The sequence below is a fragment of the Synechococcus sp. R5-12 genome, assembly GCF_047502655.1.
In the GTDB taxonomy this organism is placed as follows: Bacteria; Cyanobacteriota; Cyanobacteriia; order Thermostichales; family Thermostichaceae; genus Thermostichus.
Genome location: NZ_JANSIM010000080.1, coordinates 1 through 12605, shown reverse-complemented (window position 1 = coordinate 12605; position 12605 = coordinate 1). Strand labels below are relative to the sequence as shown.

Annotated in this window: 6 protein-coding genes and 1 CRISPR repeat array; of the genes, 5 read left to right on the top strand and 1 reads right to left on the bottom strand. The window is 55.1% G+C overall.

Annotated features, from left to right (window positions below; all coding sequences use genetic code 11):
* Positions 1-9: 9 nt before the first annotated feature.
* Positions 10-7150: direct repeats of the CRISPR family, unit length 36 nt; unit sequence GTTCCCCCTTCGGGGGGATCCCTAGAAATTGGAAAC.
* A 34-nt stretch (positions 7151-7184) separates the two neighbouring features.
* The 5 genes from cfa to NW843_RS04835 all read left to right on the top strand — a co-directional run bounded on the left by cfa (position 7185) and on the right by NW843_RS04835 (position 11677).
* Complete coding sequence (cfa, locus tag NW843_RS04855; RefSeq protein ID WP_414522269.1) at positions 7185-8360, top strand: cyclopropane fatty acyl phospholipid synthase; 1176 nt, start codon at positions 7185-7187, stop codon at positions 8358-8360.
* A 97-nt stretch (positions 8361-8457) separates the two neighbouring features.
* Positions 8458-8901: a SufE family protein gene (locus NW843_RS04850; RefSeq protein WP_414329195.1), complete on the top strand. Its 444-nt coding sequence runs from the start codon at positions 8458-8460 to the stop codon at positions 8899-8901.
* Between the two features lie 13 nt (positions 8902-8914).
* Positions 8915-10036 (top strand): metal ABC transporter solute-binding protein, Zn/Mn family, encoded by a 1122-nt coding sequence (locus tag NW843_RS04845; RefSeq protein ID WP_414522268.1) that lies wholly within the window; start codon positions 8915-8917, stop codon positions 10034-10036.
* Complete coding sequence (locus NW843_RS04840) at positions 10033-10830, top strand: metal ABC transporter ATP-binding protein (RefSeq protein WP_414522267.1); 798 nt, start codon at positions 10033-10035, stop codon at positions 10828-10830. Before NW843_RS04845 ends, NW843_RS04840 begins: the two co-directional genes overlap by 4 nt.
* Before the next feature lie 10 nt (positions 10831-10840).
* A complete protein-coding gene (locus tag NW843_RS04835; protein WP_414522270.1) occupies positions 10841-11677 on the top strand; it encodes a metal ABC transporter permease in 837 nt (278 codons plus the stop codon).
* Here NW843_RS04835 and NW843_RS04830 read toward each other — a convergent pair.
* Positions 11646-12497 carry a hypothetical protein gene (locus NW843_RS04830; protein ID WP_414332345.1) on the bottom strand — a complete coding sequence of 284 codons (852 nt, stop codon included), beginning with the start codon at positions 12495-12497 and terminating at the stop codon, positions 11646-11648. The genes NW843_RS04835 and NW843_RS04830 overlap by 32 nt on opposite strands.
* Positions 12498-12605: the final 108 nt, after the last annotated feature.

Below are 12605 nucleotides of genomic sequence, written 5' to 3'. Positions count from 1 at the left end.
AGGGGTGGAGTTCCCCCTTCGGGGGGATCCCTAGAAATTGGAAATTCGCCACTGACCCCGAAGAGGGGCAGGTGTCGACGGACGTTCCCCCTTCGGGGGGATCCCTAGAAATTGGAAATGTTTGGACGCCGGACGAACTGTCAGAGATGGCGGAGGTTCCCCCTTCGGGGGGATCCCTAGAAATTGGAAATAACATCCAAAATGGTAGAGTAGAGCGGTATTACATGCTGATTGTTCCCCCTTCGGGGGGATCCCTAGAAATTGGAAATCTCAATCAGCAGCCATCTGGCTGCGTAGGAGGTGAGGAGTTCCCCCTTCGGGGGGATCCCTAGAAATTGGAAATCTTTTACCTGGCCTAAGGGAGTAAATCCCTTTACCGGTTCCCCCTTCGGGGGGATCCCTAGAAATTGGAAATAGCCATCCCTTTTCGATTAGGATCCACCCTCGTTTTAGTTCCCCCTTCGGGGGGATCCCTAGAAATTGGAAATCTTTCAATTCCGCAAGTGCCTCATCCTCATCTGTTTCGCGTTCCCCCTTCGGGGGGATCCCTAGAAATTGGAAATAACCACCCACCAATGTAAGGTGTAACTACCATGTAGTAGTTCCCCCTTCGGGGGGATCCCTAGAAATTGGAAATCCGAGCCAATATACAATGGGCTGCACACTGTAAGGTAACTCCCGTTCCCCCTTCGGGGGGATCCCTAGAAATTGGAAATTCCAGTTTAACTTCACCAACTACAGCGAATACTTGTTAGTTCCCCCTTCGGGGGGATCCCTAGAAATTGGAAATTCCATGTACATCTTCTACGACTACAGCCGGTGGCTAATCGTTCCCCCTTCGGGGGGATCCCTAGAAATTGGAAATCCGCGGCAAGGCCGCGGATGAACAGAGGGCAGCTATCCCCCCAGTTCCCCCTTCGGGGGGATCCCTAGAAATTGGAAATGACTTCTGGGGAGGGATACCCGATTGAAAACGGGTAGTTCCCCCTTCGGGGGGATCCCTAGAAATTGGAAATATGATTGTAGGCCGGTGGGAAATCCGGGGCAGCTGGGCTGTTCCCCCTTCGGGGGGATCCCTAGAAATTGGAAATCTCAGTAGAGTATCCCCCGCGTCTACTGTCACTACTTTGTTCCCCCTTCGGGGGGATCCCTAGAAATTGGAAATACTGCCCACGGAGGGCAGGGCAGCGTGTCAAAGAGCTCATGTTCCCCCTTCGGGGGGATCCCTAGAAATTGGAAATATCTTGGCCAAGCGGGCCCCAAATCGCTCTGAAATTGGCGTTCCCCCTTCGGGGGGATCCCTAGAAATTGGAAATAAGCTTGGACGCTTGCCCAGCCCAGTGCCCCAACACTCCCGTTCCCCCTTCGGGGGGATCCCTAGAAATTGGAAATATTTACTAACCCTGAGTGGAATGTGATAGTACGTACACCATGTTCCCCCTTCGGGGGGATCCCTAGAAATTGGAAATAAGTAGAAAACCGTCATGAAATACTCCGTACCGGTTGTGGAGTTCCCCCTTCGGGGGGATCCCTAGAAATTGGAAATTAGCACCGACCCCCGAATAGCCGCTTGCACGACTGCCGTTCCCCCTTCGGGGGGATCCCTAGAAATTGGAAATTCGGTGCTTTTCGGGAAAGCACCCACCCTGTCGGCTACATGTTCCCCCTTCGGGGGGATCCCTAGAAATTGGAAATAACAACCTCCCTTAACGGAGTAGAAAGAACACCCAGGGATTTGTTCCCCCTTCGGGGGGATCCCTAGAAATTGGAAATCCCGCCGCATAGATTTGAAGGGCAAGCGCTCTTGCCCGTTCCCCCTTCGGGGGGATCCCTAGAAATTGGAAATGGGAGTTGACTCTCCCGACAAAATCCGGTCACCCCATAGGTGTTCCCCCTTCGGGGGGATCCCTAGAAATTGGAAAAGTTGAGGTCTTCTTGCGAAATATCGGGATTAGCAGCCTTAATCTGTTCCCCCTTCGGGGGGATCCCTAGAAATTGGAAAATCAGACTGTTGGAAGCCAATCGAGACCGGACAAACCGTCCGGTTCCCCCTTCGGGGGGATCCCTAGAAATTGGAAAAATCACGTAGGGTGAGGTTCAAGCAGGTAAAGTAATGTTCCCCCTTCGGGGGGATCCCTAGAAATTGGAAAATCCCAGTCACCAAGAGTTTTGTAGTTGCTCTTCATGAGGTTCCCCCTTCGGGGGGATCCCTAGAAATTGGAAAAACTCTAACCTAACCTAGCCTCCCCCAACACCCAGGTTGTTCCCCCTTCGGGGGGATCCCTAGAAATTGGAAAAATTATGCAAGTTGCCTCATATTATTTTCTGTGTATAATGTTCCCCCTTCGGGGGGATCCCTAGAAATTGGAAAAAGTTGCAGTCTGTTACTATGCAGACTGGATTGACTACCGTTCCCCCTTCGGGGGGATCCCTAGAAATTGGAAAATACGTGTGTATGAGTATTGATTTATACACACTTCTGTTAAGTTCCCCCTTCGGGGGGATCCCTAGAAATTGGAAAACAACTAACCAGCGATCGCGGTACGGGATTGCAATAATGGTTCCCCCTTCGGGGGGATCCCTAGAAATTGGAAAACAAGTGGCAGCCTTTGTTGGTAGAGAAACTAAGTTTTATGTTCCCCCTTCGGGGGGATCCCTAGAAATTGGAAAACTCACCTGCCAGTTGGAGGTTAATATGCACTTTAAGTGCGTTCCCCCTTCGGGGGGATCCCTAGAAATTGGAAAATCTTTAATACATCCTACGAACAACTAATTGAACTTGCGGTTCCCCCTTCGGGGGGATCCCTAGAAATTGGAAAAGTATATTTTCGTTTAATGTAAACCATCTGCTATCAGGGGTTCCCCCTTCGGGGGGATCCCTAGAAATTGGAAAAGTTCTGGCCCTCCAACGCCAAGGCTGAATACCTGAAGTTCCCCCTTCGGGGGGATCCCTAGAAATTGGAAACATCGAGTAATCTAACTCCAACCTAGCCTCCCCCCCACCGTTCCCCCTTCGGGGGGATCCCTAGAAATTGGAAACGGGAGGAGGCTTTAGTCGGAGGGGGCGCTGCCCCCCGGTTCCCCCTTCGGGGGGATCCCTAGAAATTGGAAACCTTTAAAGAAGAAGACTGTCTCACTCTCCAGGAAAAGGGTTCCCCCTTCGGGGGGATCCCTAGAAATTGGAAACATTCTCTCCGCACGGGATTTGGGGGTTGCTTTGTAAGTTCCCCCTTCGGGGGGATCCCTAGAAATTGGAAACAACAAGACTCACACTACAACGATTAACAACCGAGTACTAAGCTGTTCCCCCTTCGGGGGGATCCCTAGAAATTGGAAACATCGTCGTAGATAAGGTCCCTGAGTGGGTTCTAAAGTTCCCCCTTCGGGGGGATCCCTAGAAATTGGAAACTCTTTTATCCCACGAAAGGGAGAGGTCTATTATGCGTTACACGAGTTCCCCCTTCGGGGGGATCCCTAGAAATTGGAAACAAACCTCACAACGTTGGGACCGGATGATTTGCTCTTTGGTATGTTCCCCCTTCGGGGGGATCCCTAGAAATTGGAAACGCTTATCTACTGCCTAAAGTTGAGCTGCACTAGAGGGTTCCCCCTTCGGGGGGATCCCTAGAAATTGGAAACATATGGGCATTGCTGGTTGAGTAAAGGCCTTGTTATTCGTTCCCCCTTCGGGGGGATCCCTAGAAATTGGAAACGATTTTCATAGTGTACCCCTCCCTTCAATCAGGATAAACAACACCGTTCCCCCTTCGGGGGGATCCCTAGAAATTGGAAACCTCTCTTGAGAAAGTGTACCTTCAGTGGCAACATACTCAAGTTCCCCCTTCGGGGGGATCCCTAGAAATTGGAAACCTGGTCTCGTTCTCGTAGTAGCAGCTCAGCTTCATGTTCCCCCTTCGGGGGGATCCCTAGAAATTGGAAACAAGAAGAGGGCACGGGCCCTCGCGTTGCAAATATTCTCCGGTTCCCCCTTCGGGGGGATCCCTAGAAATTGGAAACATTATGCCAACAAAACTGCTGCACTACTCCAATTCTATCCAAGCGTTCCCCCTTCGGGGGGATCCCTAGAAATTGGAAACACTGTTACTAAATTCCAGTGGTTCATGTTCACGATCCTCCCTTTTTGTGGGTTTTGCTGTTGTGCTGTTCGTACAGTCGGATGGCTTGTTCCCCCTTCGGGGGGATCCCTAGAAATTGGAAACTTTGTCTGTTGGTCAACATAGTGTTGTAACCTCCAAGTTCCCCCTTCGGGGGGATCTCTAGAAATTGGAAACTTGGGACTATCGATGAACCTTCCGGGCATTGTTTCCTCCTGTTCCCCCTTCGGGGGGATCCCTAGAAATTGGAAACTTGCCATCTACGGCGATGGGCGGATCGCTTGGATAGTCTGCAGTTCCCCCTTCGGGGGGATCCCTAGAAATTGGAAACCTTGCCGCTTCTCTGCGGCGCTCTACAAAATGCTCGAGAAATGTGCGAGTTCCCCCTTCGGGGGGATCCCTATAAATTGGAAACGGGATCTACGGCGACTCGGTGCAGTTCACGCGCAGCGAGTTCCCCCTTCGGGGGGATCCCTAGAAATTGGAAACCACTCGTGCAAGTGTTCCAGAGATTGTTACTGCTTCTCGTTCCCCCTTCGGGGGGATCCCTAGAAATTGGAAACACCCAAACACATTTCCATAACTCTGCTAGGCTCAAGTTCCCCCTTCGGGGGGATCCCTAGAAATTGGAAACCATGGGATATCGAGGGGAATATCCCCTGTCCAGATTGGGCAGTTCCCCCTTCGGGGGGATCCCTAGAAATTGGAAACTCCTGGGTGCTTTTGGGAGGAGGGCTAGGTTAGTAACTCATGTTCCCCCTTCGGGGGGATCCCTAGAAATTGGAAACACTCCTAACCCCTGACGGTCGTCGTCTCGTCTTGGCTCCGTTCCCCCTTCGGGGGGATCCCTAGAAATTGGAAACTCTGCCGGACGATTTGTTGTCGTTGGAACGACGGGGGTTCCCCCTTCGGGGGGATCCCTAGAAATTGGAAACTGATATCTGCGAAGATTTCCAAGTCACACGGTATGTGTTTGTTCCCCCTTCGGGGGGATCCCTAGAAATTGGAAACGCGAAAGCCCGCGGATTCTGGCCGCTCTCCACATGCGTTCCCCCTTCGGGGGGATCCCTAGAAATTGGAAACTGCTCGCCGAACCGAGACTCGTACGCAGCTTTTGCTGTTCCCCCTTCGGGGGGATCCCTAGAAATTGGAAACCATGGGATATCGAGGGGAATATCCCCTGTCCAGATTGGGCAGTTCCCCCTTCGGGGGGATCCCTAGAAATTGGAAACGACGCTTTGCACGATTCGTTAGTTGAGTCACTTTAAGTTCCCCCTTCGGGGGGATCCCTAGAAATTGGAAACGAGAGCAACTTGTAGGGGTACTTTGAGTTCCATAGTGTTCCCCCTTCGGGGGGATCCCTAGAAATTGGAAACATTTTGCCGAGAATCCGGGCGATATCCCGGATATACTCGCAGCGTTCCCCCTTCGGGGGGATCCCTAGAAATTGGAAACTCACAGGTGAGGTAGAAGGTTACATAAATGTAACCAGTTCCCCCTTCGGGGGGATCCCTAGAAATTGGAAACAAGAAAACACCTGTGTATAGTCCCAGCACTTCTAGGGTTCCCCCTTCGGGGGGATCCCTAGAAATTGGAAACTTTTGTCCGTGTAAATAAAACGGACACCATTTTTTGTTCCCCCTTCGGGGGGATCCCTAGAAATTGGAAACGGCCTTGGGTGACTGTGAGATACCCGGGGTTTGTTGGGAGGTTCCCCCTTCGGGGGGATCCCTAGAAATTGGAAACTGTTATTGATAACATCCCACTCCGATAGGGAACACATGTCGAGTTCCCCCTTCGGGGGGATCCCTAGAAATTGGAAACTTGGGGACAAGGTATCCCGTCAAGGAGCTCATTTTCCGTTCCCCCTTCGGGGGGATCCCTAGAAATTGGAAACTGCTTTGATAGCAGGACCACGAAGCTTAGGGGAGTACTCGTTCCCCCTTCGGGGGGATCCCTAGAAATTGGAAACTTCTTGCCCACTTCGGAATCGACTACGATTCGCTGGAGTTCCCCCTTCGGGGGGATCCCTAGAAATTGGAAACAAGTGAAACCGCTTGCTCCTGTACAAGTGTCTGTTTGTACAGGATAGTTCCCCCTTCGGGGGGATCCCTAGAAATTGGAAACGCTAGATTAGCGTGCTACCCGCCACTGCCCACGCTGGTGGGTGTTCCCCCTTCGGGGGGATCCCTAGAAATTGGAAACGAAGAAGTAGCCGATGATCTCGCCATCCGAGCGCAGCGTCTCGTTCCCCCTTCGGGGGGATCCCTAGAAATTGGAAACCAGGTCAAGCAATCATAACCAATCCTGATTGGCACTTAATCGTGTTCCCCCTTCGGGGGGATCCCTAGAAATTGGAAACCATTAATGGGGACAGGAAATCGGTGAGCTTTTTACTTGTTCCCCCTTCGGGGGGATCCCTAGAAATTGGAAACAAGGTCGGTGGATTATCCTCAGCGAACGCTGGGGAGGTTCCCCCTTCGGGGGGATCCCTAGAAATTGGAAACCTATTGGAAAGAAGAGATTAGCTAAGTAATCTATGTCTAGTTCCCCCTTCGGGGGGATCCCTAGAAATTGGAAACAGCAAGCATTTCACTTCTGTCAAGGAGTGAGCGATAAGTTCCCCCTTCGGGGGGATCCCTAGAAATTGGAAACAAGTTATCCAGTGACTCCGTTTTGAACAGGATCTGGGAGACTACGGTTCCCCCTTCGGGGGGATCCCTAGAAATTGGAAACACGACGTCGCGAATGTATTCGCAACGCGAAGAACGAATGTTCCCCCTTCGGGGGGATCCCTAGAAATTGGAAACTTTTCTACCAAATAAACCTTGCGTACTCCCATAAATACGGTTCCCCCTTCGGGGGGATCCCTAGAAATTGGAAACACCGTGGCGTTTAGATGTGGTGCCGTGGCGTTTTGGGTTTGTTCCCCCTTCGGGGGGATCCCTAGAAATTGGAAACGTGAGAGGCGCTCCACAGTCAGCCTCAGGTCATTCCTGGTTCCCCCTTCGGGGGGATCCCTAGAAATTGGAAACTTGTTGGATCCCTTGCCACCTTGGGGTGTATTTGTTGAGTCAGTTTCCCTGTGGTGAGGGATCCCTAGGGATGGGGAAAGGACTCAACAGCTTGCGCTGGCTGGCGCGTCAGTATGCGCTTCGAGTTCTGGATGCTGCCGGTATAACCCTCAATGGCTCACAGCCCTGGGATATTCAAGTTCACGACGAGCGGCTCTACCTGCGCTGCCTGCTCTATGGATCCCTGGGCTTTGGCGAGGCCTACATGGAGGGCTGGTGGGATTGCGAGGCCATTGATGAGTTAGTTTGTCGTCTCCTAACTGCCCAGGCACCGCAGCAGGTGGGTTGGCTAACTCAGCCCTTGCTTGGTTTGGACAGTTGCCTTATCAACCGCCAGCGGGGCAAGGGGGCATTCGTCATTGGCCAGCGCCACTACGACATTGGCAACGATCTCTATGAGGCCATGCTGGATCGCCGCATGATCTACAGCTGTGCCTATTGGGATGGGGGCGCGCAAACTCTGGATGAAGCCCAAGAAGCTAAGCTTGACCTCATTGCCCGCAAGCTGGAACTCCAACCCGGCATGCGGGTGCTCGACATCGGCTGTGGCTGGGGCGGCACAGCCCAGTACCTGGCCGAACGCTACGGGGTGCAGGTTGTGGGGATTACTGTTTCCAAAGAGCAAGCCAAACTGGCCAGCGAACGCTGCCGCGGCCTGCCGGTCGAGATTCGGTTAGAAGACTATCGCCAGACCCAGGGAAAGTTTGATCGCATCCTTTCTGTCGGCATGTTTGAACATGTTGGCTACCGAAACTACCGAAGGTTTATGCAGGTAGCCCGCCGCTTGTTGAACGACAATGGCTTGTTTCTTCTGCACACCATCGGCAGCAACGTGGCCTACCAGGGGCGGGATCCCTGGATTGAGCGCTACATTTTCCCCAACTCGATGCTGCCCTCGCCTCATCTGATTACTGCAGCCTTTGAGGGCTTATTTGTGCTGGAAGACTGGCACAATTTTGGGATCAATTACGTGGCCACCTTAAAAGCCTGGCACGCCAATTTCGAGCAGGCATGGCCAAAATTAGCCGACCGCTACGATGAGCGCTTTCGCCGCATGTGGCGGCTCTATCTCCTGATGAGTGCCGGTAGCTTCAAGGCCCGGGCCAGCCAACTTTGGCAACTGGTCCTCTCACCACGGGGAGTAAGTGGCGGCTATCGCTCGCTTCGGTAACGACAGTCCCAAAAGTTTGCAGGTGCCCCTGCGCCCTCGCTGAGTGGGGGTGTTATGATGAGTTTGATTATCATTCTCACTCTAGACAAGCTGAGGGATGCCCGCAGCTCTGCAGCAAATTGTCAATCGCTTCCAGAAGGCCAAGACCTCGCGGCAGAAGTATGAGCTTCTCCTAGCCTATGCCAAGCGCCTGCCACCCTTTCCCGAAGCGGAGAGGAAGGAGGAGAACCTAGTCAGAGGTTGCGCTTCGCGGGTGTGGCTGGCCACCGAGTTTAGGGAGGGCAAGGTCTACATCCAAGGGGATGCCGATGCTCAGTTGGTCAAGGGTTTGGTGGCCATTGTGGTGGAGGGGCTAAGTGGCCTAGCGCCGGAAGAGATTTTGGGGGTTTCCCCAGAGTTTGTGCGGGAGATGGGCCTCAATTTCAGCCTTAGCCCTTCCAGGAGCAACGGTCTGGTGAGCATGTTTTCGATGCTGCGGCAGAGGGCCTTGGCTTTTGGGAAGTCAGTTGCTTCCAGCTCTGCTGTCTCTGTTGTCTTGTGAGGTATTCAGGCTTATGACTGATCAAGCTAACTCTATCCGTTCGGCTCGACCGGTGCGATCGCTGGTCTCGCTGCTGGCCGCCCTCTCGGTCGGGATCCTGGGAAGCCTGCAGATGCGCCAAGAAGAGTCCCGGGCCCAGCAGGGATCCAGCCCCCCAAAGGTGGTGACCACGATTTTGCCGATAACGCAATTTACCCGCGCTGTGGTTGGGGATCGGGCAGAAGTCACGCCACTCCTTCCCCCTCAGATGGGGCCCCACGACTTTCAGGCTCGACCTGAGGAGGTTCGTTTGCTGGCTCAGGCGGATGTGCTGGTGATCAACGGGTTGGGTATGGAAACGTTTTTGGAAGGGTTGATCGCCAGCGCTGGGAACCCCCAATTGCAAATCGTTGACAGCAGCGAAGGGATCCCAACTTTGCGGGCTGAGGAGCCAGAGCATGGGCACTCCCACGGTCACGGCCATGGACACTCTCATGGACACAGTCACGGCCATTCTCACGGGCATGGCCATGGCCACTCTCATGGGCACAGCCACGGCGAGTTTAACCCCCACATTTGGCTGGATCCCAGGCGGGCCATTCAGCAGGTGGAAAATATTCGTGATGGCCTCATCTCTGTAGATCCGGCGGGGGCAGAGATCTACCAGGCCAATGCGGCTGCTTTTATCGAGAAGCTCAAGGCTTTGGATGAGGAGATCGAGCAGCGCTTGGCTCCCTTTGCCGGCAGAAAGTTTGTAGTTTTCCACAACTTTGCCCCCTACTTTGCCGAGCGCTACAACCTCAAGGCTGAGTTTTTGGTGGAGATCCCTGAAGCCAGCCCCTCCCCCGAAGATGTGCGGCGGGTGATGGAGACGGTGCGGGCATCCGGCCTGAAGACGATCCTGGTGGAACCGCAGCTGGGGAGTAACAACCCCTTTGAGGTTTTGGCCAGAGACCTAGGGATCCAAGTTCGCGTTTTCGATCCCATCGAAACCGCTGGCCCTGAGGGGATCGAGCCGGAATATTACCTGACCATCCTGCGGCAAAACGTGGAGAACCTGGTCTCCGCCTTTGAGAAGGAGACGGCCTTCCTGCCCCTGCAATTGCCGCTGCTGGGCCAGGCTGCTCTCGAACACCTGCTGGCGAGGGGGCGATGATCTCCTGCTCCGGCGAGGTTGTCCTGCGCGTCGAGGGGCTGACGGTCTATCGGGGATCCCAGTTGGCGGTGCAAAATGTGTCGTTTGAGCTGAGGGCGGGATCCCATACGGCGGTTGTTGGCCCCAATGGAGCCGGCAAAAGTACCTTGGTGCAGGCCATCTTGGGGATCCTGCCGCGGCAGTGCGGCTCGGTTTGGATTCTGGGAGAGCCGGTGTGCCTGTCCGGTTACTTGCCCCCCTCGGTGCGGCAGCAGGTGGCTTACGTGCCCCAGCGTTTTCAGTTCAATCCTGGGCTTCCCATGGTGGTGGAGGAGTTTGTGGCTTTGGGTTGGGGGGCGTTGCAACCCCGCTGGCCCTGGCAGCAGCGCTCTGCTCGGCAGCAGGCGGTGAAAGAGGCGTTGGAACGGGTCGGCGCATCCCACCTGTCCTCTAAGGCTTTGGGCCAGCTCAGCGGCGGGGAGCTGAAACGGGTGCTGTTGGCCTATTGCTTGGCTTGGCCGCGGCGGTTGCTTATCCTCGACGAGGCACCGGCAGGCTTAGATACGCTCAGCGAGGGGGAGTTTTACCGGCTCTTGGAAGAGCTGCGCCAATCTCTGGGCTGGGCCATTTTGCAGATCTCCCATGATCTGGAAATGGTGTCTTGCTATTGCGACCGCGTGCTGTGCCTCAACCAATCCCTCATCTGCCAGGGATCCCCCCAGGTGGCTTTGGCACCAGAAGTGCTGAGCCGGGTTTATGGGCCTGTTCGCGACAGCGGTGCGGAGCACCATTTTGTCCGCTACCACCGTCACTGAGGGGAAGGCGATGTTGGAGGGCTGGGTGCGGGTAGTGGAGCTGTTGCAGTTGCCCTTTATGCAGCGGGCCATGCTGGGTGGGATCCTCACCGGCATGACAGGTGGGCTGCTGGGCAGTTTTGTTATTCTGCGGCAACTGTCGTTTTTTAGCGATGCCCTGGGGCATTCGGCTCTGCTGGGGATTGTTTTGGGAGTGCTGCTGGGGCTGAATCCCAGCGTGGTGTTGATGGTGTTTGGGGTGGGATTTGCTTTGGGCGTCACCTTTGTCTTGGAGCGCACTCAACTGTCGGCGGATGCGGTGCTGAACATCATCTACTCTTCCTCTTTGGCGCTGGCCGTTATCGCCCTCAGCTTGCTGCCCGGCTATCGGGGCAACCTCAACCAGTTGTTGTTTGGGGAGATTTTGGGGATCAGCCCGGCAGCCCTGTGGACGAGCGGGATCCTCTTGCTGATCAGCTCGGCCTATGTGGGATTGACTTTGCCCTCCCAAATGTTGCTGACCCTGGATGAGCCGCTGGCGCGGGCGCGGGGGGTTCAGGTGGGCTGGCAGAAGCTGGCCTTTGTGGTGTTGCTGGCTGTGGTGGTGGCCCTGGCGATTCGCTCGGTGGGGGTGTTGCTGGTGAGCGCTTTTGTGGTCATCCCGGCCTCGACGGCAAGGCTTTTGGGATCCCGCTTTACAACCTATGTGCTGCTGGCCATAGGTATTGGGGGACTGAGCGCGGTGCTGGGGATGATCGCCTCGGCAACCTTCAACCTGCCCTCCGGCCCCAGCATTGTTGCCACCCAGTTGCTCTTTTTTCTCCTAGCTATGGCGCTCAAGGGGGTGTCGCAACTCCTGCAGCTCTAGCTAGCGGCAATCCAAGAGCTCTCTCGGGCAGCGGCTTTTCCTGCAGAAGCTGGCCAAACAGGCGGCGATAGCTCTCTGGAAAGACCTGCCCGCTGAGGGTGGGCTGCTCGTAGACGCGCTTGAGGGTGTTGAGATCCCGCTTGGTAATGTTGGGCACCCGCAACACCCGCCGATTGCCGGTAGCCGCCGCATGGTGTCCGCCATACATCAGATCCCGCAGGTTCGGGCTATGGCCCCACAGCCCCAGCCCATGCCCGATCTCGTGTCGGGCCACCGCCGTTATTTCGGCCAACCCCTGTCCTTCTGCAATGACGATGCGCACCCGCTGCTGCAAAGAGCCATCGGAGGCGAAGAAAAACTCCGGGCGGGCCGCCCCAGCCACCCCGCCGCCGATGGGGGGAACGCGGTAAATGCTCATCCCGTAGAAAGCCTCCTCCTCTTTGGCCACCACCTTGAGCGGGATGTAGGCCGACCACTCCTTCACCGCTTGCTCCACGGAGGCCTTCCACTGGGGGTGATCCCCTTGGATGTAGATAGGGACGGGATAGAAGGCCCACTGGGCATAGGCTCCACCTGGCAAAAGCGGCTCGATTTCCTCAAAGTAGTCTCCCACCGCCTTGTCGTAGGCGTAGCGATCCAGGCCGGGGGGAAGTTTGAGCCGCATCGGCTGCGGCAGTTCTCCGGCTTGAGTTTGAGCCTGGGCTTGCAGGGCTTCAATGCCAAAAAAGTGGGGAACCAGCAGGGATCCCCTGCCCCCCACTGCCAGGACGAGGAGCATCGTCCAGCCGAGGATGCAAAGCTGTAGAATGCGCCGCCGCATCAAAGCCGCCCTTTCGCCCTTGTCTTTCTACAAGGTTAGTGGCTCAGAAAGCAAGTGTCGTTCGTTTGACATCCTCCCCGGCCTGAAGGCTGGAGATTCCTACCACGC

Excerpts from the sequence above, each read along its gene's own strand:
- NW843_RS04850 (WP_414329195.1), top strand. The coding sequence starts at position 8,458 with ATGCCCGCAGCTCTGCAGCAAATTGTCAATCGCTTCCAGAAGGCCAAG.
- NW843_RS04845 (WP_414522268.1), top strand. The coding sequence starts at position 8,915 with ATGACTGATCAAGCTAACTCTATCCGTTCGGCTCGACCGGTGCGATCG.
- NW843_RS04840 (WP_414522267.1), top strand. The coding sequence starts at position 10,033 with ATGATCTCCTGCTCCGGCGAGGTTGTCCTGCGCGTCGAGGGGCTGACG.
- NW843_RS04835 (WP_414522270.1), top strand. The coding sequence starts at position 10,841 with ATGTTGGAGGGCTGGGTGCGGGTAGTGGAGCTGTTGCAGTTGCCCTTT.
- NW843_RS04830 (WP_414332345.1), bottom strand. The coding sequence starts at position 12,497 with ATGCGGCGGCGCATTCTACAGCTTTGCATCCTCGGCTGGACGATGCTC.